General features: G+C 58.1%; 15 protein-coding genes and 1 pseudogene. 13 read left to right on the forward strand and 3 right to left on the reverse strand.

Annotation, left to right across the window (positions count from 1 at the left end; genetic code table 11):
- Positions 1-1,319 precede the first annotated feature (1,319 nt).
- Positions 1,320-1,490 (reverse strand): hypothetical protein, encoded by a 171-nt coding sequence (locus tag DS839_RS36650; protein WP_162918770.1) that lies wholly within the window; start codon positions 1,488-1,490, stop codon positions 1,320-1,322.
- Between the two features lie 1,244 nt (positions 1,491-2,734).
- Between DS839_RS36650 and DS839_RS36655 the strand changes: the two genes are divergently transcribed.
- Complete coding sequence (locus tag DS839_RS36655) at positions 2,735-3,913, forward strand: S1C family serine protease (RefSeq protein ID WP_162918771.1); 1,179 nt, start codon at positions 2,735-2,737, stop codon at positions 3,911-3,913.
- A 605-nt stretch (positions 3,914-4,518) separates the two neighbouring features.
- Here DS839_RS36655 and DS839_RS24460 read toward each other — a convergent pair.
- Positions 4,519-5,658, reverse strand: coding sequence for an epoxide hydrolase family protein (locus tag DS839_RS24460; protein WP_119273115.1), 1,140 nt, complete (start codon positions 5,656-5,658; stop codon positions 4,519-4,521).
- 148 nt (positions 5,659-5,806) lie between these two features.
- Here DS839_RS24460 and DS839_RS24465 point away from each other — a divergent pair.
- A pseudogene (locus DS839_RS24465) lies at positions 5,807-5,950 on the forward strand (IS630 family transposase); the annotation flags it as partial.
- 259 nt (positions 5,951-6,209) lie between these two features.
- Here DS839_RS24465 and DS839_RS24470 read toward each other — a convergent pair.
- Positions 6,210-6,560 (reverse strand): hypothetical protein, encoded by a 351-nt coding sequence (locus DS839_RS24470; RefSeq protein ID WP_368911882.1) that lies wholly within the window; start codon positions 6,558-6,560, stop codon positions 6,210-6,212.
- Positions 6,561-6,687: 127 nt separating this feature from the next.
- Here DS839_RS24470 and DS839_RS24475 point away from each other — a divergent pair, with 127 nt between their 5' ends.
- From DS839_RS24475 to brxL, 11 genes are all read left to right on the forward strand, one after another.
- Positions 6,688-8,262: a recombinase family protein gene (locus DS839_RS24475; protein WP_119273116.1), complete on the forward strand. Its 1,575-nt coding sequence runs from the start codon at positions 6,688-6,690 to the stop codon at positions 8,260-8,262.
- On the forward strand, positions 8,259-9,146 hold the full coding sequence (locus DS839_RS24480; protein WP_368911883.1) for a plasmid partitioning protein RepB C-terminal domain-containing protein: 888 nt from the start codon (positions 8,259-8,261) through the stop codon (positions 9,144-9,146). The genes DS839_RS24475 and DS839_RS24480 overlap by 4 nt, the downstream gene beginning before the upstream one ends.
- Positions 9,143-10,072, forward strand: a complete 930-nt coding sequence (locus tag DS839_RS24485; protein WP_119273117.1) for a plasmid partitioning protein RepB C-terminal domain-containing protein — start codon at positions 9,143-9,145, stop codon at positions 10,070-10,072. Before DS839_RS24480 ends, DS839_RS24485 begins: the two co-directional genes overlap by 4 nt.
- A gap of 1,169 nt (positions 10,073-11,241) precedes the next feature.
- Entirely contained in the window at positions 11,242-11,733 is a 492-nt protein-coding gene (locus tag DS839_RS24490) for a BrxE family protein (RefSeq protein WP_119273260.1), read from the forward strand.
- A gap of 2 nt (positions 11,734-11,735) precedes the next feature.
- Positions 11,736-12,524 (forward strand): BrxA family protein, encoded by a 789-nt coding sequence (locus DS839_RS24495; RefSeq protein ID WP_368911884.1) that lies wholly within the window; start codon positions 11,736-11,738, stop codon positions 12,522-12,524.
- The gene (locus DS839_RS24500) at positions 12,505-13,080 is read left to right on the forward strand and encodes a BREX protein BrxB domain-containing protein (protein ID WP_119273119.1); all 576 of its coding nucleotides are present in this window, start codon (positions 12,505-12,507) and stop codon (positions 13,078-13,080) included. Before DS839_RS24495 ends, DS839_RS24500 begins: the two co-directional genes overlap by 20 nt.
- A 30-nt stretch (positions 13,081-13,110) precedes the next feature.
- Positions 13,111-16,737: a BREX system P-loop protein BrxC gene (gene brxC / locus DS839_RS24505; protein WP_119273120.1), complete on the forward strand. Its 3,627-nt coding sequence runs from the start codon at positions 13,111-13,113 to the stop codon at positions 16,735-16,737.
- A 2-nt stretch (positions 16,738-16,739) separates the two neighbouring features.
- On the forward strand, positions 16,740-18,629 hold the full coding sequence (locus DS839_RS24510; RefSeq protein WP_119273121.1) for an Eco57I restriction-modification methylase domain-containing protein: 1,890 nt from the start codon (positions 16,740-16,742) through the stop codon (positions 18,627-18,629).
- A complete protein-coding gene (locus DS839_RS24515) occupies positions 18,626-20,533 on the forward strand; it encodes a BREX-1 system adenine-specific DNA-methyltransferase PglX (protein WP_162918772.1) in 1,908 nt (635 codons plus the stop codon). The genes DS839_RS24510 and DS839_RS24515 overlap by 4 nt, the downstream gene beginning before the upstream one ends.
- On the forward strand, positions 20,530-23,058 hold the full coding sequence (locus DS839_RS24520; RefSeq protein WP_119273122.1) for a PglZ domain-containing protein: 2,529 nt from the start codon (positions 20,530-20,532) through the stop codon (positions 23,056-23,058). Before DS839_RS24515 ends, DS839_RS24520 begins: the two co-directional genes overlap by 4 nt.
- Positions 23,055-25,136 carry a BREX system Lon protease-like protein BrxL gene (gene brxL / locus DS839_RS24525; RefSeq protein ID WP_368911885.1) on the forward strand — a complete coding sequence of 694 codons (2,082 nt, stop codon included), beginning with the start codon at positions 23,055-23,057 and terminating at the stop codon, positions 25,134-25,136. The genes DS839_RS24520 and brxL overlap by 4 nt, the downstream gene beginning before the upstream one ends.
- Positions 25,137-25,478 lie beyond the last annotated feature (342 nt).

Raw genomic sequence — 25,478 nt, forward strand, 5'->3', positions numbered from 1 at the left:
CCCTAGTTTATTACTCTCCGAAGCTGCGAAGCTTGCTAGCAGCCAAACAGCCCGCCGGGTCACATTAGCTGCCGACATCGGACGGCTTGAAGGTCGCGGAAGGCTAAGCGACGCTGAAAGAGTCGAGCTCGAGGAAATTCGGTTGGAGGATGAAAATTGCGGCCAGGCGCTGACGCGTTTTACCGCTTACCGGCCTCACAGCGACGCGGAACCGAAGTGCCCTCATTGCTGGATCGTCCGTGGGGAGAACTCTCTTCTTCGGCCGGGCGCCAAAGCCGACACTTGGCAGTGTGCCAAGTGCGGAGCAGAGTACCCTTGATCCGACTATGTTCTACGCTCGCGCTCTTCTCCAGTTGGTTCTCTCAGGCTTTGGCTGTAGACACGAATGGGTCGAGGAGTATTCCCCGAACTCGCGATGGATCACCTGCAAAAAATGCGGCCTGTATGCTTATCTCCCGAAAGTCGAGCGCTAGCTTCTAGGGGGCTCGCTTGTCGCAGATAATGACCCTGGCGGAACCCTGCCTTTCGCTGGTGGTTTACGGTTCATGGCTACTGTCCCAACTCCCGAACCCGATACCCCGGCACCACCCGGGCCGCTGCCGCCCGGCCCGCTGCCTCGGCCGGCACCGCCGCACGATCCATTGCCGAGCCCTCACCCTCTCCATTGCCCAATCTGATGTGTCAGTTCTCGAAAGCGAAGAGTCCGCTTCCAGTCCTTCTTCATGCTCACAACGTCGAAGCGAATTTCCTGGGCAAGGTCACGTTCGTCATGATGCTATTCCTCTGCTATGATGGCGGAAACGCGCGGCATACCGCCCATGATGGGCATGCCTTAAGTCGAAGCTCTCGAAGATTCTGCGGTGCAGAAAGAGGGCCTTGCGGGCCTGTTGACATATCCAATTTTCCAGAGGGGCCTAAGTTTCCGCGAGACCTACCATGGCGTAAACAAGCTAACCAGTTGGACCTTGGGCCACTAGACGCAGGTCGCAGGGCGCAGGGCGCTTTCGGCCTGATCGAGAAAATCCTGCCGGCATTTCTCGAAACGTTGGGGTAGCACTAAGCCGCCCTAAGAACTCGTTCGATATACGACGAGCTTGGCGCAAAATGCAAAGGCGCAATGGCGCCTTGCAGCACGGTCAGAAGCGGTGCGAGAGCGTTTACGATTGGTGAATACACATGGACTACGTCTCGCCCAACGCCAGCCGATCGACCGATCGAATCTTGCCCTGATAAGTGAAACCAGGCTCACCCTGGACGGCTTGGACACGCTAGGGGGCGCTAAGAAAGAGTTGTTGGCTCTCTGGCCTTCCGCCTGAGCTTCAATGCCGTGTGCTGTAGACCTTCTCAAGATTGGCCAGAATGGCGTGCGCGGCTTCCCTTGGCATCTTCATGGCAATGCGCCCATCGCTAGTCTCAAGGAATATGGTCACGGTGTGATCGATGGGATCGAGCTTCACGTCTTCCACCCGAATTATTCTGGTTTCCTTCATGAGCGGCCACCCTCGACAAAACTTAACCCCGGTTTGACAGCACGGTGGACTTCAGTAGCTCTCAATGTCCAGCGAGGGATTAGGGGCCCGCCCCTCGGGACGGCGACAGGAGGAGGCGAGCCCCCGGCCTCCTCGGGAACTACCCGCCCCTCAGAAGCACGCCCATAGATTGCCTGAAAAATCTTATGTCGATAAGGCGGATTTCTCACGGTCCCGCGGGAGAGGGCGTGAACCGGCCTATCGGCCTTCCCCATACATGAAAGCCCCGGACCGTTGGGGGCCCAGGGCTTCCAGGAACGGCGCTCTTCCGGGGGCGGTAAAGGCGCCGTGCAAGGTTATCCTCCCAGGATTCTGACCTAGCGACAAGCAATCAATGGTGGTGCTACACTGCTGAGCGGGACCGGTCAGATTGCATTCCTGAGCTTGGGGGCGCTTCGCAGCATGCGCATTATCTCTGCCGTTGTCTTTGCATTGGGCCTGGCGCTTGGTTCAGCCGCGGCAGTTGCGCAAGAAAGTTGTTCAGCCGCGCCACTTTGCCCTGATGACGGTGCCGTGCCCTCGGGGGACCTGATACCGAACTGCTCCTGCCCGGCACCTAACAGTTGCGGAGAGCCTAGCGTCTACCGCTGCAACCTTGCGCCCGGTTTTGTCGGAGCGCTCGAATGGCAATGCGAGTGCATTCCCGAACCGCCACCAGAACCGCCCCCGCCGGGCCCTCCACCGGATCCTGGCTTTTGTGGCGGTATAACATGCCCTGACGGCTCGACAGCTTTACCGGAGCCGCCAACGCCGTCCAGCCCAAGTGGCGGACAGTGTACGTGTAAAACTGCTCCGGGTGAGGGCATATGCGCTGGGCATTGCACCGATGGCGCGCCGCCCAAAGTCATTGACGGTCAGTGCACGTGCGTTGACATCCTGAAAGAATGCGACGGCCATATTTGTCGAAACGGCAAGCCCGTTCTGGTGACGACCCAAGGAAGTTGCGTTTGTGACGACGGAAATCCGGCGCCGCTGATTACTGAGCCTCCGCCGGACTAAGACAGAAAAGGCTTCCCTTCATGGGATTCCCCTCCGATTGCCTACAGGTCAATTCTGTTGTTGGATTGCACTCCATGGGACGGGGAACCTGGCGGCTGGGATTGGCGGGTCGCGGCCGTTGCCGCATTACTCTCCGGCTGCGCCAGCCCTGATAAGGCCGATTATTCGGCCAAACGCATTTGATCTCACAGAGGAGGTAACCAGTTTTGCGTGTTAGGCTTCTTGCTTTCCTGGTTGCGCTCACAATCATCGCTCCGTCAAAGGCGGAAACTATAAAGGAGGCGCTGGCCTCTCTGCGCCCCAGTTTGAAGCAATGGGTTGAGCAGACCTGTCCGCGTTATCTGGGGCCAGCGCTTTGGAAAGATTGCGTAGAGCGACAAGTAAGCGCGCTGCGTGAACCAAAATGGCCCGATCCAAAAAAAGTGGGTCAAGAAGGTCACCAGTGGATACTCGAGACTTGCCCCCACTATTTGGGACCTAGTCTCTGGAGAGATTGTGCCGAAAGGAATATTAGCGCGCTGAGCGGCCCCGTTTTCGATCTAAAATCAATCGATACGGAAAGTCGCAATTGGATTCGAGAAACTTGCCCACGTTACCTCGGTCCTTCCCTCTGGCGGTCGTGTGTCGAACGACAGGCACAGGCGCTCGGGCTAGAAATTAAATCTGCGACGGTTCCGCCTTCAATTAAGCCACCACGAAAAGCAGCCATCCCCAAGGCAGTGCTCGCCCCAAATACTCAGAAAAGAAAGAAGCCAACAAATACACAAACCGCATCTCTTCCAACGTGGTCGCCGCGGATGGTTCGAAAACCTAGTCAAGTCAATCAAGCTGACCCACTGAGGGCAGCCGAAATCTTTAGATTGGTTTCTCCGTCGGTATACTTGGTTGTAGCAGGACGGCAGGATGGGCAAGGAGAAGTATCGCAAGGCTCAGCGGTGGCCGTTTCTGACAATTTCGCTTTGACCAACTGCCACGTGGTGGCTGGTCAGGATGCCATTGCCCTTTCTGTGAATGGCGAGCGTTTCTTTTCAGTTGTAGTGGCCGCCGCCGATAGTGAAGGAGACCGTTGCATACTCAAGTCTACTTCGCGATTAACCGCTATCCCCGCTATTAGACTGCATAGCAGCTTGCAAATTGGCGAACCGGTATACAGTATTGGAAGCCCCTCCGGTCTTTCAAACACATTGGGTGAAGGCATAGTATCTGGCCTTCGCAAGCATAAGGGCTTGGATCTTGTCCAGACCAGCGCACCTATCTCTGCCGGGTCATCAGGCGGAGCACTTGTGGACGGCGAAGGTAACTTGGTCGGAATCACCACTTTTCTACTTCGCGACACGCAAAATCTAAATTTTGCCATCGCTGCGGAAGAGTACTGGCAACGATGACCTCGTCACGGCGGTCAAGCTCACCATCGCTGAAGCAGCGCGCCGAAACGCCGGTCAAGCTCTTGTTCAGCTGCTTCCTCATAAGCCTGTGCCTTCTCATCCAGGCGGTTATAGGTCGCCCAGCGCATCCATGGCGGCTTTGGCGGAAACTCCCAGTCTGCGTACTCCCGCTGAAATTCGTGCGGTCCTTTCTTGAGAACTCGCTTGGCTGCCCGCGCCGCTCCATGCTGGTAGCGGTAATAAGGCGCGAGCTGCTGTGACCGATACTGTAGCCGGCAGCGGAAGCCCCATCGGGAGCGAAACCGGGTCGCGCCAGGAGGTTGATAGATCACCCGGCAGCGTCGGTTGCTTGAAGGGCAGATGAAATACCAGCGGTAGCCGCCGAAAGGCTGGGGGATGCGCTGGAGGGTGAAATGCTCATCAACTTGCTGGACATCGCCCTTATAGTCTTCGGCCTCATATCGAATGCTGAGACGGCGGAGATCCGGGGCATTCGTCCATGAGGCGCAACTGTAACTGCATGGTGAAGCCGCTGGGCCAAGTCATCTGGCTATTCCATTCCGCGGGTATAGCTGCCAATTCCGCGGTCGCCAAGATTGCCGACGTCACGAGCTTTTGCCGAGGACCAGGGCGACGAACGCCCGCAGGTCGCTCAGCATCAGGTCCGGCTCCTCCCAAGCGGCGAAGTGGCCGCCCGACGGCATGTCGCTCCAGTGCACGATGTCGTAGGTCTTCTGTGCGAAGGAGCGCGGCGGCGGGATGAATACGGGGTCGGGGAAGGCGGCGACGCCGGTCGGCACCTCGATGCGCGTTCCAGCGGGAAACTTGTTCGACTTTTCGAGGCGCCTGCCCTGATAGATCCAGGTCGCGGTGACGACCGAGGACGGCGCGACGTAGAGCATGATGTTGGTGAGCAGCTCTTCTTCGCAGAACTTGCTCCAGATGTCCGGGCGGCCATCGGGCGCCACCGGGAGATCGGCCCACTTGCCGATCTTCTCGAGCATCCAGCCGGCCGCGCCGACGGGGCTGTCGGCCGTCGCCGCGCCGAGCGTTTGCGGGCGCGTCCCCTGCTGGTGACTGTAGCCACTCTCCAGCTCCAAGAGTTCGTCCCGTTTGGCGACGAATGCCTTTTCCGCGTCGCTCGTCGGTGCGGCATCCTCCGCGTGTAGGTTGACCATGTTGAGGTGGATGCCGAGCAGCGCGTCGGGCCGGTCGTGCGCCATCCACGCGGCGATGGCGTTACCCCAATCCCCGCCCTGGACGATGAAGCGCTCGGCACCGTAAAGCTCGCCCATCAGCCCGTTCATCAGCGCCGCGGCCCGCCGCGGCCCGACGAGGCCGGTGATCGGCTTCGAGAAAGCGAAGCCGGGCAGCGACGGGACGACGACGTCGTGACCGTCCGCCACCAGCGGCTCCAGCAGCGGCTCGAACTCGAGATACGAGCCTGGCCAGCCGTGCAGGAGTAGAAGCGGCGGCTTCGAGCCGTCGCCCTTCAAATGCACGAAATGCAGGTGCTCGCCGCCGATATCCGTCATGAAATTCGGAAGCCGATTGAGGCGCCGCTCGACGGCACGCCAGTCGTAGACATCCCGCCAATAGGTGACGAGCCGCTGGAGGTCGGCGACCCCGACGCCCGATCGCCAACCTCCCGCGTCGGGAAGCTCGCTCCAGTCGTAGGCGGCGACCTTGCGCGCGATGGTCGCGAGCCGGTCGTCGGAAATCTCGATTTTGTAGGGCGTCGCCATCGCCGTCTCCTCGCTCCGCCGCCGCTCGCCGCGTGACGCCCGTTGGCCGCTCGAAAGGCCGCCGCCGCCGCGGCATCCGAATGCTTGCGGCTGCCTCGTCTCGCGTGACACAAAGTCAACTCGTCTTATTACAATGAAAAGGCGGCTGTTGAAAGCGCTGCTTCGGACCGCGGAAGCCCGCACCGACCCAGATCTGCACGCCGCCATCCGGCAAGCCTTTACCCGCTTCACCTCTGACGAGTGCCGCAACTATCTCGCTGCGGCAGGCTACGACGCCTATGACCCAACTTGATCGGAAACAGCTCTAGCAGAGGGATTGTTGCGGGATACTGACATTGTGGAACTGGAGGCCCGTAATATCAATTATTTACCCTAGTTACTGAGTTTCAACAATTTCCACGTAGTTTACCGGCGCTTGCTTTTCCGCTTTACCATCGCTTCCCCAACGGAGGATGGTGGTCTTCTTCCCCCGGTAAGGCGCGGGGCATGAGTTGGCCAGGTTTGCTCTCATCGCAAGATCGCCTCTCCACAGACCACGACAGGGCGGTGCTTTATTCCTCTTCTATTTGTTCCAATGCCGCCGCAAGTTGTTCGCGCAGCTTGATCAAACTGCCATGGGACATCTTTCTTTGCCGACCCGATAGCTCCAGCACAACCCTGAACACCTCGTCCGAGTTGCGCAGCAGATCGACAAGATACTCTCCGCTGGGTCCATGTGTGCCGGCTAGCCAGTGCTTTACCGCTCGCTCACTAGCACCAGTCCAACGCATGACAATTTTCGCCGCTTGGTGAGTTGAACCAAGTTCCCTGCGAAGCGCGGTGGCTATTGCCCGGTTAAAGGCGATGCATGACTGCACCTCGTTGTTCCGACTGTGCAACCTGTTGCCCTTTTCTTGAAACATCTTCTGTCTCCTTGGAGCTAGACTGGATGTCGCGGCGAAGATTGGGCCGTATTTTCGGTCATCGCTGATTCATTAGTGTGTCGCCGTGCGTCGCCCCCGGCGCGGGCTTAACCGGAGACGATGCCGCATGTTGGAATGCAGCGAAGAGCGGGGGGAATTACGTTTCCCATCTGTGAACCCGTCGAAACGGGCGGCCATGTACGTCCGGATGTCGACTGAACATCAAAAGTACTCGACAGAAAACCAAGGAGATGCAATCCGACGGTACGCAACGGCCCGGAACATTGAGATTGTCCGCGTATATGCCGACCAGGGAAAAAGCGGGCTTCGACTTGATGGTAGAGACGCTTTAAAACGCCTAATCGACGAGGTTCAGAACGGGCAACCCGATTTCGAGGTGATACTTGCCTATGATGTAAGCCGGTGGGGTCGTTTCCAGGACGCAGACGAAAGCGCCTATTATGAATACATCTGCCGGCGCGTTGGAATCGAGGTCCACTATTGCGCTGAACAGTTCGAGAATGATGGCAGCCCGATCTCAACCATTGTCAAAGGCGTCAAACGCGCGATGGCTGGCGAATATAGCCGGGAGCTTTCTGCCAAGGTATTTGCAGGCCAATGTCGATTAATTGAACTAGGGTATCGACAGGGAGGGCCTGCTGGCTACGGGCTGAGGCGCGCTCTCGTTGATCAGTCCGGCGTCTTGAAAGGTATCCTGGATCGGGGTGCACATAAGAGTATCCAAACCGACAGGGTTGTTCTCAGGCCAGGGCCGGACGACGAGCTTCAGCTCGTACGCGGTATCTATCGCGCTTTCGTATCGGACAGGCATTCCGAACAAGAAATTGCTGACGACCTCAACGCAAGAGGCTTGATGACCGATCTTGGACGAAGATGGACCAAGGGGACCATCCATCAGATCCTGATCAACGAAAAATACATAGGTAATAACGTCTGGAATCGGATCTCCTTCAAACTGAAAAAACTCCGCGTCCACAATGACCCTTCAATGTGGGTTAGAGCAAATGGTGCCTTTCCAGCCGTCATTGATCGTCAAATGTTTGAGGCCGCCCAAACAATCATTGCCGCCCGCTCATTTCGATTGTCCGACTCAGAAATGCTTACCGTCTTGCAGCAACTTTTCGCGAGGCAAGGTTTGCTATCCGCCATTATAATCGACGAAGCGGAAGGGCTTCCTTCGAGCAGCGCATACCGCTCCCGGTTTGGCAGCCTTCTGAGGGCCTACAGTCTTGTAGGCTATAGGCCGCGTCGAGATTATCGTTACATCGCCATCAATCAAGTGCTTCGGCGCTTACACCCGGACATTATGCGATCTGTATTAGACGGGCTCGAGGGGGCTGGAGCTCTGGTTGACCAGGTTCCACTGACGGACCTCGTCAGTGTGAACGGCGAGTTTACGCTTTCTGTTGTCATCGCACGGTGCCGGCGGACGCAGGCAGACGCCTTGCGATGGAAATTGCGGCTGGACGTTGGCCATTTGCCCGACATTACCGTTGCTGTTCGCATGGATGCCGCTAACCGTTCCCCATTCGATTATTATCTTCTCCCTCGTTTCGACTTCGTCAGCTCAAAACTGAACTTCGCAGAAGAGAATCATCTGCAGCTCGATGCCTATCGCGTTGATACACTCGACACACTTTTTGATCTAGCACGGCCGGTTTCATTGAAGGAGGTAGCATGACGACCACTCCCCAAGTTATTCAGATGATTCCGATCGAACGGATTACATTTTTGAATCCGCGGGTTCGGAATAGGCGCAATCACCAGGTAATAGTCGACAATATAGAAGCCGTGGGCATCAAACGCCCGATTACCGTCAGTCGGCGGGCTACGGGAGGTGAAGCGCGGTATGACTTGATCTGTGGGCAAGGACGCGTTGAAGCATTTCGAATGTTAGGTGAAACTGAGATTCCTGCCGTCGTTATCGATGCACCTGAGAGCGAGTGCCTTGTCCGGAGCCTCGTCGAAAACATCGCCCGTAGACAGCATCGACCTCTCGATATTATGCAAGAAATCGGAAGCCTCCGCGAACGGGGATACAGCGACGCAGAGATAGCCAAAAAAGTTGGGTGCACTCAGAGCTGGGTCTTTATGATCAATGTCCTCCTCTCGCGTGGCGAAGAACGATTGGTATCAGCCGTCGAGGCGGGGATAATACCTCTCAGCCTTGCAGTCGATATTGCTAAAGCCGAAACTGATGAAGCGCAGAACATACTGATTGACGCCCATGCGGCTGGCAAGTTACGGGGCAAGAAATTAACCGCTATTCGCAAAATTCTTGACCAACGCCTCAAGCGCAGCAGGACGCTTCGGAAAGATGCGCGAGGCGCGCGGGCATCTCGGCGTGTGACAACTCAGGATCTGATGCGTGTGTATCAGCGTGAGGCGGAAAAGCAGAGGCTATTGGTCAAGAAGTCTGACTTCGCGCAAGCCAAGCTCCTATTTATTATCGAGGCCGTGAAAGACCTTCTGAGTGACGATGGCTTTCGCAAATTATTGCGGGCTGAGGAACTCGAGACCATGCCGCAAGCCTTGGCGCTCCGCGTGGATGGGCAAGCGCAATGAGCGATGACCAGAACAGGGTTGAACGCGTCAAGGTCTCGTTCGAGCAAAACACAGTTGTTCTGCCGGTTTCGCAAATCGCGCCGTTAAAAAGGCTACGGGAAGGATTCAAGAGCAGCAAGAAGTATGCTCAGATACTAATGTCAGTTCGAGCAATTGGCCTTGTAGAGACACCTGTTGTAACCAGCGACCCCAAGCGCCGGGATAGATACTATTTGCTTGACGGTCATTTGCGTATTGAGGCTTTGAAGGAACTCGGAGTTGAGAATGTTGAATGCTTAGTTTCGAAGGATGACGAAGCATATACCTATAACAAGCATGTCAATCGCCTTTCCCCGGTTCAGGAACATCGAATGATTACGCGAGCCGTGGAGCGCGGCGTCCCAGAGGCGCAAATTGCTGAAGCTCTCGGCATGGAGGTCACATCAGTTCGGCGGCGTCAACGGATGCTGGATGGCATCTGTCCTGATGTTGTCGAGATTCTCAAGGATACTGACTGTCCGATGAGCGTTTTCGATACGCTGCGATTGATGGCGCCGCTTCGGCAAATCGAGGCGGCTGAGTTGATGATTGGCCAAAGTAATTTCACTGGCATCTTCGCCAAAGCGTTACTGGCCGCAACGCCTGAGAGGCTCCTTTCAAAAAAGCCGTCAGCAAGGAAATGCGCCTCGGGCGATGGCGTTACTTCCGAGCAGATCGCAAGAATGGAGCGCGAATTGGCCAGCCTTCAGACCCAGGTCAAATCCGTCGAAGAGACTTATGGGGTCAACAATCTTCATTTGACCGTGGCGCGCGGATATATCCGCAAGCTGTTGTCAAACCATAAGGTCACGCGCTGGCTTGCCCACCATCGCCATGAGTACCTGACAGAATTCCAGTCGATAGCTGAATTCGAAACGCTCGGCGCAACTAAGGTTGCGGCTGAGTAACCTTGATCGAAATGTTGCTGCATGCTGGCACGCTCTGAAACCTCTGCGAGGCGGCAGAAATTCGATACCCCCGAGCCGGACACTCTGGCGCCGACCGGGTCCGCCCGCGCCAAGCCCGATCCGACGATCGCCCGGTCCTCCGCAAAACCCGCTGCCATGGCGTCGGACCTGCGGGGATTATTGCGGGGATACCGGAATATCCAGCGTCACTAGTGCCCGGTATTTCAGGTATTTACCCAGCAAGTTGGGCTCCTGTGCGGTCCGCCATCTTCAACTGGCGCTGAAATGCTTTCGGTGTATAGCTCGGAATTCGGAAACCGGGTCGGCTGACTTTTTGATCAGCGAAACCTAGGTTTGAGTCCGGGGGCAGCCTAGCTCCAATGATATGTTGGCGTTTTGTTCTAAAGGCAATCCAAAGAAGCTAAGCGCGAAAGCAGATCGGCTAGAAGAGTGGCGGACTGAAAATCCGCGTGTCGGTGGTTCAATTCCGCCCCTGGGCACCATCAATTCCAGTCGCAAAATCAAACGATTAGTGGCGCCAGAGGCAACTCCATTCTTAGTCATGTTGCGTCGCGTTGCTGTCAACGGCTACCATTGATTTTCAACGGTTTTTGGAGAGCAGCGGCAGTTCCATGCGACATGAATGCAACATGCCTACACATGCTGTGCTGTTGGTTTAAAGGGGGGTGCGCAAGAAATGCTGTGACCGCTGCGCGTAGCTGAAAGACCAACCACTCGCAGCAATTCCCGAATATTCCACAAACCTTCGCGGCGTGGTACGTCCCCAAAGATCTGCACCCTTGTCGTTTGGATCAGCCGAATGAAACTCGAGGACCTCGCACCGGGGCAAAGCCTATCGGGGATCGAGCCCACGAAGGTGATGGCCCTGGTGCCACTCGCCGGAGGCTCCATGCAGCTGACCTACCGCCCTGCGCCACCGAGATCTCGGCCACCAATCCTCGAAGGCGTACTCGACCCCGCACCCGCCGCGCTGGCGTCCGCGGGAACAGCAGATTGTGCTCCTTTCGCCTGCCAATCTGTCTGCCGGCTCATTCAAAATGTGGGGGAATGCTGGTGCCTAAGCATTCACAGGCTCCGCGCAATATTGCGCCTTCGTCAGGTGACCGAAATTTGGGCATTCCAAGGGGCCGGACGTGATGGCTGCTAGAATGCCCTCATCACCCGTACAGATATTGAAGCTCAGGCAGCTCGTGGGGTTTCTTGGCGAGCGCGCGCAGTTTGGATGGTGGCCGACGGCCTTTTATGAGCCGTCGGGCCGCCTTTTTCTTGAACCGATCTTTTCGAAGACGCCGCAAGTCGCACAGTATCATGGGGTTGTGGAGGCCGCCCGCCGTCTCCACGACGAACACCTAAGCATTGGCGCTTATCACCTTTTTCGTCTGACGGAGGAGATAGAGCAGGATCTCCACGTGCTTGTGCAAACTGCGGCCGAAGAATGGTCCCCTGCGGTGCTCTATCGAGATAAGCAGACGGCGCTCGCCGCGCTCACCGATCTGACTAGCGCCGCAAAGAAGGATGGCGTGGGTCCGATATCAATTGGCGATGTGAGGAATATTGCCGGCCTCTTGAGAGACATTGCGTCAGTTTATCGCTCAGCGTTTTTGTCCGGCACCCCATCATTCCCGTATCTGGCAGGTTGATCGTGCCGGAGCAAAAACGATACGATACAAATCTGGCGATGGGCCTTGGCCTTATCGATGAAACGAAGGAACTGCTTCAGATATGGTCGCCCGGGCTGTCTGCAACCGCTCTGTATCAAGAGGTCCTTAGCTCCGGCAAACTGGCCGGCGGGTCGGCCTACCGGCTGCGAAACATCGTAGTTCGGTGTTTCGCCAACAGGTTTTTGGTTCAGGACGGCGCCCCCGCTACCCGCATCAAGACACTGATGCCCACGTTGACAGCTTCAGAGCTGCGGCAGTTGCTTTTCCTTTATACCTGCCGGGCCAATCCTATTCTGGCTGATTTTGTGCGTGAGACATATTGGAGGGCCTACGAGTCCGGCGCCAGCCGTGTGACCAAAAACAGTGCCGAGGAATTTGTTCGCCGAGCAATCGACGATGGCAAGACGCCATCGCGTTGGGCGGAGGGTCAAATTGAGCGCATGGGCCGCTATCTGACGGGCTGCTGCTTCGATTTTGGATTGCTTGGAAACCGAACGACGGGCGGACGTCGAATCAATGCTTTTAGAATTGAACCGAAAATCGTTACCTACCTAGCGCATGAGCTCCATTTTACGGGGCTAGGAGATAACGCTCTTCTCATGCATCAAGATTGGCAGTTATTCGGTCTCGCCCGCGAGGATGTGTTGGATGAGCTCAAAATGCTCTCCCTCAAGGGGCATCTCATCATCCAGGCCGCGGGCGACGTCGTTCGGATCAGCTGGAAACAACCGAGCATGGAGACGCTTTGCGATGTCCTCTCTCAGGGATGACTTTGACGAGTTGCGCGAGCGCATCCGACACGGGCGCGAGCTGGGCCATGCCAGCTTCGAACCCATTTACTATCTGATCTTTGCGCCAGACCAGATCCTGGAGGCGAAGCGCCAGACGCCGGCCTGGACGGCAAAGCTTCATCAAGAGGGCTGGGACGTCTCCCCGTTTTCGATCGCGGAGAACCTCTGGGACATCCTTCAGAACGATCCATTTTGGTCCCTTTGTCTTAAGGAGGACAAAGCCTCGCCCCAAGACTGGGTGCGCACAAATAAGGCACTGGCCGATATTGTTACATCCGGAGGCGGTCTGCTTCGGCGCCTCGAGGAAGCGCTTAGGCCGCTCGAAGCCAGGCCGAACGCGCTGCTCCTCGTGACGGATCTCGAGGCGCTACATCCGTTTCTGCGCATCGGTGCGATAGAAAGTCAGCTGCAAGGGCAATTCCATGTACCAACCGTGTTCCTCTATCCCGGCATTCGAACCGGAAAAACCCGTCTGAAGTTTCTGGGCTTTTACCCGGAAGATGGGAACTACCGGTCCGTCCATGTTGGCGGTTAGAGAGTTAAGAAAAGGCTGAGGGACTACGCCGTGAGCATTCGCAAACTATTCGATCCATCCAAGGACATTTATAGGACGATCGAGAAGGTCATCACTTATGGCGCCGCGCAGGAAGGGCGCCTGAAGGCTGAGATCTCCGAATATGTCGTGACCGAGAGCATCGAGGAGCAGTTCCGAAAACTCCTTGATCGCATGCAACTGGCCATGGAGGCGGGCGGAGAAAACGAAGTTGGGGTTTGGGTTTCCGGCTTCTATGGCTCGGGCAAAAGCTCTTTCACCAAGTATCTCGGCCTTGCCTTCGACAATCAGCGCACGATTGACGGAACCCCGTTCATCAAGCACCTGCAGGATCGCCTGCATAAGCCTCAGACGAAGGCGTTGCTCAGCGCGGTCGTGCAACGGTTCCCAGCTGCTGTAGTCTTGCTCGACCTGGCCAGCGAGATGCTGGCTGGCGCGACCATGGAAGAGGTTTCCACGGTCCTCTACTTCAAGGTCCTCCAGTGGGCCGGTTATTCGCGGAATTTGAAAGTAGCTGCTTTCGAGCGAATGATCGAAAAGTACAATCGCACCGAGGAGTTGCATCGCCGTGTTGCAGAGGCCTTGCCGGGAGCGACCTGGGATCGCATTCAGAACAATCCGCTCGCGATCGACGGGCTTATCCCGAAGATCGCCCATGAGATGTATCCGGGATTGTTCCCCGAGGCGAAGTCGTTCTCTTCAAGCACCGAGGGCTTCTTCCAGTTTGAGGATCAACGGGTCCAGGAAATGATCGACATTGTCCGCGAGAAGAGCGGCAAGGAGAACATCATCTTCATCATCGATGAGGTCGGTCAGTATGTCGCGTCGCGCGACAACCTGATCCTCAACCTCGACGGCTTAGCGAAGAACCTTAAGCGTCTTGGCGACGGCAAAGTCTGGATCATATCCACAGCGCAGCAAACCCTGACGGAGGACGATCCGCGGGCGGCCTTGAATTCGGATAAGCTCTACAAGCTCAAGGATCGCTTCCCGATCCAGATCGACCTCGAATCCAGCGACATCAAGGAGATCTGCTATCGCCGATTGCTTGGGAAGTCCCCGGCCGGCGAGAAGCAACTTGGAGATCTGTTCGATGCCCACGGCCAGGCACTTCGGCACAATACCAAGCTGCAGGACGCCAAATATTACGAGGCGGACTTCAGTCGTGAGACGTTCATAAACCTCTATCCGTTCCTGCCCGCTCATTTTGACATCCTGCTGCACCTTTTGGGCGCCTTGGCGAAGTCCACCGGCGGCATTGGTCTGCGGTCAGCGATCAAGGTGGTGCAGGACGTGCTCAAGGGAGAGGGCGGGACGACGGCGATGGCCGATCAGCCGGTCGGCTGGCTCGCAACGACCGTCACGCTCTACGACGAGCTCGAGAAGGATACTCGGCGCGCATTCCCATCGATCCATCAGGCGGTCGGGAAAGTCCTCATTCGGTTTCCAGACTCGCAGCGGCACCAGGACATCGCAAAATCTGTCGCCGTCTTGCAGATCCTAGGCAACCTGCCGGTGACGGTGCAAAACGTCGCCAGCCTGATGCAGCCGTCGGTCACCGCCCCGTCGCAACTCGAGGCGGTGCAAAAGGCGGTCGAGGAAATGCTCGGCGACGTTCACGTTCCGCTCGGCGAGAAAGACGGCAGCCTCGTTTTCCTGAGCGAGAAGCTCAGGGACATCGAGCAAGAGCGAGGCGCACTGGCTTTGCGTTCGGTGGATGTCAGGCGCGTCTTCAACGACGCCTTGCGCGAGGTGTTCGATCCGCTGCCGCGGGTCAATCTGCATGGCACCTTGGCCGTTGCATCCGGCCTCAAGGTGCAGACTGGCAGTGCAGTGACCAGCCTTGCCGGCGATCAAAATGCTATCCAGACAATCGTCGAGTTGGTCCCGGCGGCCGACTATGACGCGGACCGCACCCGTATGCTCGACGACTCGCGCAGCCGTACCAGCCGGAACCTCATCGGCCTTTTGGCGCGGACGAATGCCGAACTGGACGACCTTGCCACCGAGATTTACCGCAGCCAGCGCATCGCCGAGCTGCATCGCAACGAACCCGACCAGGAGGTCCGCGACTATTGCGCGGGCCAGCTCGATCGGGCGGCTAAGCTTGCCGTTCAATTGCAGAGCAAGATCAAGCAGACCCTGCAGGGCGGATCGTTCGTTTTCCGGGGCCAGGCCACCGCGGTTTCTGCGCTCAACGTGGACCTGTTAGAGGCTGCGAAGAAGCTCCTCGCTGACGTCGCCGTGCAGGTATTCGACCGCTATGCCGAGGCGCCGGTCCGCGCCGCCACGGATACCGCTGAGAAATTCCTGAAGGTTGCCAACCCTTCGGCGATCAGCAGCAGCCTGGATCCGCTCGGTTTGGTGCAGACGGTTGCCGGGCGTTCGACGTTCCGCTCCGACCACAAGTCGATGATCAGTATTCGCGATTACGTCGATAGACGTGGCACGGTCGATGGAAAGCGGTTGCTTGATGACTTCAATAGCGATCCCTTCGGATGGTCGCCCGACACCACGCGCTACGTCCTCGCCGCTATGCTGATGGCGGGGGAGATCAAGCTCAAGGTCTCTGGTCGAGAAGTCACTGCAGCGGGCCAACAGGCGATTGACGCGCTCAAAACCAACAACTCATTCAAACCTATCGGCGTGGCGCTGCGGGACGAGCGCCCGTCGAATGAGACGCTGGCGCGGGCCGCCGAGCGATTGACGGATTTGGTCGGCGACACGGTCATTCCCCTTGAACAGGAAATCAGCAAGGCAGCTGTCAAGCATTTCCCGCGGTTCCAATACGACTACGGCTCTCTGGCGGAGAAGCTGAGTGGTCTGGGCCTTGTTGGGAGCGATCGCGTCCAAGCTATGAATCAAGAGCTGGCCGACGTGCTCTTCACTGACGCTTCAGACGCGCCACAGCGTATGGGCGCGGAGGCTTCCGCCCTATACGACAACCTGAAATGGGCGCTCGAGGTAAAGCGTTCGCTGGACAATGGCCTTGATGGCACCTTGCGAGAGTTGCAGTCACACCGTTTGGACGTCGAAGCGCTGCCCGATACGGGCATCCCCGGTGAACTGCGGAACGAGCTCCGGGAAGAGCTCTCAACGCTGTCCGATCGCTTGAAGACGGACGACTTCTATAAGCATGTCGCGGATTTCAACTCTCTGCTTACGCACGTCAAAGGTTGTGTCCGCGATTCCGTGATCGCACTAGGAGATCAGCAGAAGCTTCGGATCAAAGAGGGAATCGAGGACCTCCAGCGCCTACCTGAATGGCCGGAGCTTACCCAGGAAGAACGCGGGAATGCCGTAGATCGACTCGAGGCTCTCGCTCTTGCCGTTCCGCACGATATGGCCGGCCTGAAGAAGCTCCTGGCCCGCGACTACGACATCAGCAGCACCCTCGAGGACATCAAGCGATCGATCAACCGGCAGCGGCAAGAACGCATCCGCCAGGAGCTCGACGAGGAGGCTGCAAAGTACAAGGCACAAGGCGGCGGCAAGCTCGCACGCTCGATCGCGGTGCCGTCCAAACTTTCGTCCGCCAGCGATCTCGACGCGCTGATCCTTAAGCTCAACGAGATCAAGACCCAGCTCGCGCTTTTCGATGAGATCGAGGTTTCCTTCGTGGTCGACGGAGACGAGTGACGATGGCCTTCGACCAGCCTACCCGAAACCGTCTTCAACGCTTCGTCACCGAGGCCCGAGATAAGCTAGAAGAAGAGTTCACGCGTCAGCTGCAGAATGACTACGGTATGGATCCAGCCTCCGGTACGGTTACCCCGCTGGAGAGCCTTCGCCGTATCGACGACCAACAGCGAGAGACGGCGCGGATCCTGCGCGACACACTGGCTCACTATTGCGCCAGCTCCGACGCCGACACGAAGGCGGGTCTCGATCGCATTAAGCGCGAACAAGCCTTCACCGTGCTCAACCGTCTGGCAGCCTTTCGGATGGCCGAGGCGCGCGGGCTGCTGATCGAGTCCGTCGGCAATGGCTACCAGGCAAAGGGGTTCCAGCTTTATTCCCGCCTGGCCGGCGCGGGCCTGGGGGAAACTGGCGACGCCTACCGCGTCTACCTGCAAAGCGTCTTCGACGAGCTGTCGCAGGACCTGCCCGGCCTCTTCGACCGCTACTCGCCGCAGGGACGTCTCTTCCCGCGTGAGGCCGCGCTGCTTCAGGTCTTGGCGCTCATCAACCACGGCGAGATCGAACCGCTCTGGGCCGAGGACGAGACGATTGGCTGGATCTACCAGTACTTCAACTCGAAAGAAGAGCGCAAAGCGATGCGCGATGCGTCCCCTGCGCCGCGCAACAGCCGAGAGCTCGCCGTCCGAAACCAGTTCTTCACGCCGCGCTATGTGGTGGAGTTCCTGGTCGACAACACGCTGGGGCGCCTCTGGTTCAACTGGTCAGACGGGCAGACCTCGCTGCGCGATCGCTGCAAATATCTACTGGTAAATCCGGATGAGGCGCCCGAGCCGCTCCGCCGCCTGCGCGACCCTCGCACGATTAAGCTGCTCGACCCGGCTTGCGGCTCGATGCACTTCGGACTCTACGCCTTCGACCTGTTCCAGGAAATTTACCGTGAGGCCTGGGAGTGGGAGCAGACCCATGGCGCAGGTGCGCTCGATACGGAGACCGGCGGCAGCCCCGATCTGAAACCGTTGAGCCAGACCTATGCGGACCGAGACGCCTTCCTGCGCGACGTGCCGCGGCTGATCATCGAGCACAACATCTACGGCGTCGACATCGACCCGCGGGCGGCGCAGATCGCGTCGCTAGCGCTGTGGCTGCGGGCACAGCGGGCCTGGCATGAGACAGGTGTGAAGGCCAAGGACCGGCCGCAGGTGGGCCAAGGGCATGTGGTGGCGGCCGTGGCGCCTCCGGCTGAGGTGGACCTGCGCAAGCAGTTCATGGAGGAACTCGGTCCCTTGGATGCCGAGCTGTTCGAACAGACGCTGTTCATGCTCAAGGGCCTGCCCGAGCTTGGGGTGCTGCTGCAGGTCGAAAAGGAATTGCCCGCGCTGATCCGCAAGATCTTTGGCGAACATGGCCCGATGTTCTCGAAGGAGGACATGGCACAGTGGCAGAAGGCCGAGGCGCGGCTGCGGAAGGCGCTGACGGACTATGCCCGCGCGGCGCGGTCTACCTATCAGGGGCGACTGTTCGCCGAGGACGCGCTGCAAGGGCTGCGGATGATCGACCTCTGCCGCGAGGTGTTTGATGTAGTCGTGATGAATCCGCCGTTTGGAGCGCTAGCTACAAGGACAAAAATCCAAGTAACGAAGGCATATCCAAACAGCAAGAACGATCTCTTGGCAGTTTTTGTTGAGCGCGGATTGGAAGTGTTGCGCAAGAACGGGCTTATTGGAGCGATTACTTCACGTACATGTTTCTTTCTGTCGAGTTATCGAAGCTGGCGGGAGAACGTCTTGCTTCGGCTCGGGCGCCCTGAAGCGATGGCAGATCTGGGCTTGGGCGTAATGGATGATGCCATGGTGGAAGCCGCTGCTTACGTTTTGGAGAAACAACAGTGACATTGTTTTTGCGGCTTCTGGCCGACGCGGACAAGGCCACAAGCCTTCAAGAGAAATGTATCTCACTACGGGAAGGCGAGACCGACAAGGACATATTCGACGTTGCGGCTGAATCTTTTGCCGCTATACCTGGTTCGCCATTTGCCTATTGGGTGAGTGAGGACATTAGGAATACCTTTTCAGAGCTTTCGGCATTTGAGTCAGGCGATCGTGCGGCCCGGGTCGGCCTGCAATCATCGGATGATTTTCGTTTCTTGAGAGCTTGGTGGGAAACTATTGACGGCGGGCAGAAGTGGTTTGGGTTTGCGAAGGGGGGCACGCATTCTCCCTTTTATGCTGATATTTCTATGCAAGTTAATTGGGGCGACAACGGTGCGGAACTCAAAAGTTGGGCAAGCTCCCTGTATGGAAGCTGGTCGCGGATAATAAAGAACACCGACTTGTACTTGCTGCCTGGCCTATTCCAAACACTGCGCGCAGCACGACTGGCGCCCCATCTCACCCCTCCAGGCTGCATATTCAGCGATAACGGAACGCAGGCCTTCAGCGATCAAGCTAACTTGCTGCCTATTCTCGCATTGTTGAACTCATCGGCGGCCGACTATCTTCACAAGCTCCTCTTGGGCCGCTCTGGTTATGCTCTCTACAGAAACGGCACCCTGGCTCGTTTGCCAATTCCTTCGGTTTCTGGCCAGCACCAACGTCTCGCAACTTTGGTCTCGAATAATTGGTCAAAGAGACGACTTTTGGACGAAGTAGGAGAGACCTCTCACGCCTTTGTTCTGCCAGCTGCTCTGCGCGCCCGATTACGCGACTACGAACCGCTGTCGATAGAAGCCGAGTTGATCCGAATCCAGGCAGAGATCGACGATATCGCTTTCGACCTCTACGGTTTCAGTGACGCTGACCGCGCCGAGGTGCTTGGTTCGTTCGGTTCGACGGACGAGGACGAAGGTGAAGCAGAGGAGGATGCAGGCAATTGCCAGGACGACGAAAGCGCAGAGGTGATTGACAAGACCGAGGGTCTTCTCAGCTGGGCTGTCGGCGTCGCCTTCGGTCGCTTCGACTGGCGCCTTGCGACCGGCGAGCGCGAAGCCCCGCCCGAGCCGGACCCGTTCGATCCTCTCCCGGCCAAGAGCCCCGGCATGCTGCCCGACGGCGCGGCGCCGTACCATGCCCACTACGGCATTTTGGTGGACGACCAGGGCCAGCCGCATGATCTGCCCCAGCTGATTGAAGAAGTCCGCGCCCGCGTTGGTGCAGAGGCGCCAGGCGACGTGCGCCGCTGGCTGCAGCGCGACTTCTTCCCTCTGCACCTGAAGCAATACAGCAAGAGCCGCCGCAAGGCCCCGATCTACTGGCCGCTCTCAACCGCCTCGGGCAGCTACACGCTCTGGCTCTACTACCCCAGCCTGACCAGCCAGACGCTCTACACGGCGGTGAACGACTTCATTGAAGGGCCGAACGGGAAGCTACAACAGGTCGGCAGGGAGCTTAGTGTTCTTCGCGACAAGGGCACGGCTCGCTCGCGCGATGACGAAAAGACCTTCGAGGCGCTCCAGACCTTCGAGCTGGAGCTGATCGAGCTGCGCGACACCCTGCTGCAAATCGCTCCGACCTATCGCCCGAACCATGACGACGGCATCCAGATCACCGCCTCGCCTCTGTGGCAACTCTTCCGCCACAAGCCCTGGCAGAAGATCCTGAAGGACACCTGGGCCAAGCTGGGAAAGGGCGACTACGACTGGGCGCACCTGGCCATGACCTATTGGCCCGACCGCGTGCGCGAGAAGTGCAAGACCGACAAGTCCCTTGCCATCGCCCACGACCTGGAAGACCTTTACGTCGAACCCGAACCCAAGGCCCCGAAGACCCGCGGCCGCAAGAAAGGGAGTGACGCGTGAGCATCGCTGCCTTCATCCGCGACACCGTCCTGCGTCCCCGCTTGCTCGAGGCGGGCTGCATGGTTGTCTACGACCCGGATCGTCGCTATCAGGCAATTTGCGTCGGCCTTGAAGATGACCGTGTCCGCGTGGTGGATGCCTCTGGGAGCAGCATCGAAAGCCGGCTGGCGGCGATCGAGGCCCTGCGCGAGGTCGGCCGGCCGAAGAGCGGTCTCGATGCGGTTCTGATTTACGTGCCCAAGCGGCGGTCGGAGACGGAGGAGGAACAACAGGTCGATCCGTTCTCGATCTATGCTGTCAGCGGCGCCAGGTTTCCGCGAGATGACGGCGACGATTATCTGAGCCTGTGCCTACGTGCGAAGCCCGATCATTCGACCGAGGTTCGCCGCGTTTTCGCCGGCTCGCTGACAGGCCCGGCCTTTTCGGTCATCGATGCGATTGGCGGCGGCGCCAGCTGGCCGCAGTTGCGCGCCGCCCTGAAGGTCGAGTCCGGGCGCGAAATCCTCGTCGCTCTTCTCGCGCCCAGTGCGGCGCAGGCCGACGCGCTCAAGGCTCAGGAAGGATGGGGCGACGAAGCCCGTGAGTTTCTGAGGGCGACCCTGGACATGAGCGTCAAAACCAGGGGCAAGACCTGGAACGCTATCGCTGATGAGCTCTGGCGCTATGTGCTTTTTAGCGAATTCGCCTTCGACCTGCCAGTCGCGCTGCCGGCGTCACTGAAAGATGTTCCTCATGCACCGACACAAGCAAAACCGATCGTCGAGGATGTCTGTGATCGGCTGCGCAACAACCCTAACACACGCAACACCTACATAGGCCGAGCCGAGGATATTGAAGCCGAATTGGATCTGCCGGGTCAGTGCAGTTCGATTGAAGACTTGGGTGAGCGGGACACGTTCCCGTTCGAGGAGCGAACCTTTCTTAAGGCCGCGATCAAGGGGATCGCGGACAACGATATGGATGCCGCGCGTCGCGTGCTAGCCCGCCATAAGAACTCTGTGTGGCTCGGAAAGGGCGAAAGCCAGGCTCAATGGGAATTGGTTCGCGCCGGTCTCAGCCTCATCGAGGCCTGCGACGATTATGAGCGGCAACTGCCGGAATATGCGCGTAGTCAGGCCGATCTGCTCGAATTCTATCTAGGCAGCCTCCGGGAAGCCGATCGCCTTCAGCGCGAATTCGAGCAGGCGGTCGGAGACTTCTTGGATCCGCATGGCCTGATGCAGGAGGTGATCGATGAGGCGCGAGCCCACTATCGTCGCCTTGCCGAGCGGGTGCAGGCCGTTTTCGTCAAACACCTCGAGACGACCGGTTGGGCGCCGCCAGGACGGCTCGCCAATGCCGACGTCTTCGATCGCCTAGTAGCGGATCGCCTGAAGGACGGCGGACGGCGGGTCGCCTACCTGATGATCGATGCGCTTCGCTACGAACTCGGCGTGGCGTTGGAGAAGATGCTGTCCGAAGACGGGCCAGTTGTACTGCAGGCGGCCTACGCCCAGCTTCCAACAATCACGCCCGTGGGAATGGCGAGCTTGCTGCCCGGTGCCCGGACGGAACTGACGCTCAGTCTGGAGGGGGACACGCTGATCCCAAAACTGGTCGGAGCGCGTGTCGCCAATGTCAGCCAACGCATGGATGTTCTGAGGAAACGACTGGGCGATCGTTTCCAAGAGATGCTGCTCAACGATTTCGTTCGCGGCAAGCCGAAAATCTCCGAGACGGTCGACCTTCTCGTTCTGAGGTCCACCGAGATCGACAGCCAGTTGGAGAGCAACCCTGAGACTACTCTCGGCCTGATCCCGGGGACGCTGAAGCTCATCCGCGTGGCGTTGCATAAGCTTCGCGGGATGGGCTTCAAGGACGCGGTCATCGTGACCGACCACGGCTTCTTCCTGAATGCCCAGGCGGAAGCGGGCGACGTGTGCATCAAACCCCAAGGCAATTGGCTGATAACTGCGCATGATCGGATGATGTTGGGCGATGGCAATGCCGACACGCACAGCGCGGTCATCGGTGCGGAGAAGCTAGGCGTTCGAGGTGATTTCTCGCAGGTCGCCCTGCCTCGGAGCATGGCGCCCTATCGGGCGGGGCACCTCTATTTCCACGGCGGGGCCTCTCTCGCCGAAGCGGTTGTACCGGTGCTGGTGGCGCGGTTGGACACCGATGAGCCTGCGGCGGTTGGTCGGGTGACGGTCGTGCTTACCTACAAGAACGGCGCCAAGCGTATCACGACGCGCGTGCCGGTGATCGATATCCGGGTGCAGTCCGACGACATGTTCTCGCAGGACGTAAGCGTGGAGGTGCTGATCGAAGCCCAAGACGCCAAAGGCAATGTTGTGGGCGAGCCTCGCCCAGGCGGCGAAGTGAATCCCGCCACGCGCACCGTCACACTTATGCCCGGTCAGAGCAAGCAGATTGCCTTGCGCATGGATCCGGATTTCGAAGGAAAGTTCACGGTCAAAGCGCTCAATCCTACGACACTTGCGAGCTTCAGCGCCCTCACTCTCGAAACGGACTACACAGTATGAGCGAATTGGATGCACTCGATCGGCAGCTGACGTCGGCGTTCGACGGCAAGGTCGTTCGCAAGGATCTGCTGCATCGGATCAAGAAGGGCACGAACGTACCGACATTCGTGCTGGAGTTCCTACTCGCGCGCTTTTGCGCCAGCGACGATCCGGCCGAGATCGACGCGGGGATGGAGGCCGTTCTCGCGACGCTACAAGACAACTATGTCCGCCCCGACGAGGCCAATGCAGCCCAATCGAAAGTCGCGACCAAAGGCAAACACCGGTTCATCGACAAGGTGCATGTCCGATTTGTCGAAAAGGAGAAGCGCCATTGGGCGTCGCTGGAGAACTTCAACTCGCAGCGTATCGCCGTCGGTGAGAAATTCTACCGCGACAACGATCGCCTGCTCGAGGGTGGGATATGGGCGGAGGTGACGCTGGCGCACAACGCCATCGAAGAAGACGACTACGCTTTCTACATCGAGGACCTGCGCCCCATTCAACTCTCGCGCTTTGACTTTGAGCAGTACGCGAAAGGACGAAAGGCTTTTTCGCGGGACCAATGGCTCGACGCGATCATGCGTTCAGTGGGCCTGGAGCCGGCAAAGCTCTCCAAGCGGGTGAAGCTGCATTTTATCGCGCGACTGGCGCCTTTGGTTGAGCCGAATTACAACTACATCGAACTCGGCCCACGCGGCACAGGTAAATCTTATTTCTTCAGCGAATTTTCCCCTTACGCCACTCTAATCTCGGGCGGTCAGGCGACCAAGGCGACTCTCTTCTATAACAACGCCCGGCGAAAGGTCGGCCTGGTAGGCTACTGGGACACTGTGGCCTTCGACGAGGTGGGCGGGATCAAAGTGCGTGATCCCGACACCATCCAGATCATGAAGGATTTCATGGCTAACGGGCGCTTTTCGCGCGGGGCGGAGGTGATTGCCGACGCGAGCTTGAGCTTCGTCGGGAATATCGACCTTTCGGTCGAACAGGTGGTCAACTCGACCGAGTACGACCTTTTCCAACCGCTACCTCTCGAGTTGGACTTGGCGGTGATGGATCGGTTCGCCGCGTATATTCCAGGCTGGGAGATGCCCAAGAACAGTAGCGAGTTTCTGACGAGCCGATATGGTTTTATCACCGACTATCTAGCCGAGGCATTCCATTACCAGTTTAAGCATACGAACCGGTATGAAGAGGTCAGTCGCCGCATCCGACTCGGCAAGGCCATTGAGGGGCGGGACGAGAAAGGCATTAAGAAGACAGTCGCAGCCTTTTTAAAGATCCTGCACCCGGACAGCGGCGCCACCGACGGGGAGTTTGAGGAGTACGTCGCATATGCGACAGAATGCCGGCGTCGGGTAAAGGAGCAAATGAACAAGCGCAAACCCGATGACGAGTTTGCGCGCATCAACCTGTCGTATTTCGGGGCGAGCGGAGAAGAGATCGTCGTTTTTTGCCCTGAGTCCAAAGACGCGCTCGCTACCCAGCAGCCGAAGCGTCGGCGTCTCAACGAGGATGAGACCAAGCCAAATACGCGGCCCGATCCGGCTGAATCCGAACGATCGGCCGCTCCTACACCGCGGTCCGTCCATGACGTTCGGATCGAGGCTGCCGCTGCACAGCTGCAGGAGCAGCATTTCACGATTTTGTACGGTGACATCGGGCACAGCTACGAGTCGATCATGGGACCGTATATTCGCGGAGCCAAGGCGGTCACGATTGAGGATCCCTATATTCGCCTATCTCATCAGATTCAGAATTTTGTCCGCTTCTGCGAGACCTGCATCAAATCAGGGACGGTCAAGTCGATCAACCTGATCACTGGCTACGATGACAAAGCCCAACTCGCAGATATTTCCGAGAAGATTGATGAACTAAAACAAAGCCTCCTGGAGATGGATGTCGTGCTTAGAGTAAAGCTGAACCCAAACATGCACGACCGGGAAATTCGATTGGACAATGGCTGGGTCATAAAGATCGGGAGGGGGCTCGACTTTTATCAACGACCTGGAAGCTGGTTCGAGGTCGGTGCGAATGATCTCAGCTTACGCAGATGTCTTGAAACAAAAGTCGACATCTTTCGGGCCTTGCCGTGACCACGCCATTTGTAGTGCTAGGCGGCGCCTGACTGTAGAGATCGCAGCCGACTTCCTGGGGGCGGCCGACCCTTTGAAGCGCGCCGTCCCGGAGGATGCGCGCAGCCTTGGCTTAAAGACCGCTGACTGGGAGTGATAGACGGGGCAGTCACTTTTGAACGCCAAAATAAGCGTGCGACGCTCGCAACATGACTGCGACATGGCGATTCAACTATCTGAATTTACGCACGAATATTCGCGACAAGCGGATGATTCCTCCGCTCGTCCTAATAGACCCTCCTCGCTGGGTAGCGAAGGTCGAGCTGTCGAGTTCAATCTGAGCAATAGCAGCTCGCGCTCGTT

It is taken from the genome of Taklimakanibacter deserti (genome assembly GCA_003574785.1).

Excerpts from the sequence above, each read along its gene's own strand:
- DS839_RS24475 (WP_119273116.1), top strand. The coding sequence starts at position 6,688 with ATGTTGGAATGCAGCGAAGAGCGGGGGGAATTACGTTTCCCATCTGTG.
- DS839_RS24500 (WP_119273119.1), top strand. The coding sequence starts at position 12,505 with ATGTCCTCTCTCAGGGATGACTTTGACGAGTTGCGCGAGCGCATCCGA.
- brxL (WP_368911885.1), top strand. The coding sequence starts at position 23,055 with ATGAGCGAATTGGATGCACTCGATCGGCAGCTGACGTCGGCGTTCGAC.
- DS839_RS36650 (WP_162918770.1), bottom strand. The coding sequence starts at position 1,490 with ATGAAGGAAACCAGAATAATTCGGGTGGAAGACGTGAAGCTCGATCCC.
- DS839_RS24490 (WP_119273260.1), top strand. The coding sequence starts at position 11,242 with ATGCCCTCATCACCCGTACAGATATTGAAGCTCAGGCAGCTCGTGGGG.
- DS839_RS24470 (WP_368911882.1), bottom strand. The coding sequence starts at position 6,560 with ATGTTTCAAGAAAAGGGCAACAGGTTGCACAGTCGGAACAACGAGGTG.
- DS839_RS24485 (WP_119273117.1), top strand. The coding sequence starts at position 9,143 with ATGAGCGATGACCAGAACAGGGTTGAACGCGTCAAGGTCTCGTTCGAG.
- DS839_RS24460 (WP_119273115.1), bottom strand. The coding sequence starts at position 5,658 with ATGGCGACGCCCTACAAAATCGAGATTTCCGACGACCGGCTCGCGACC.
- DS839_RS24480 (WP_368911883.1), top strand. The coding sequence starts at position 8,259 with ATGACGACCACTCCCCAAGTTATTCAGATGATTCCGATCGAACGGATT.
- DS839_RS24510 (WP_119273121.1), top strand. The coding sequence starts at position 16,740 with ATGGCCTTCGACCAGCCTACCCGAAACCGTCTTCAACGCTTCGTCACC.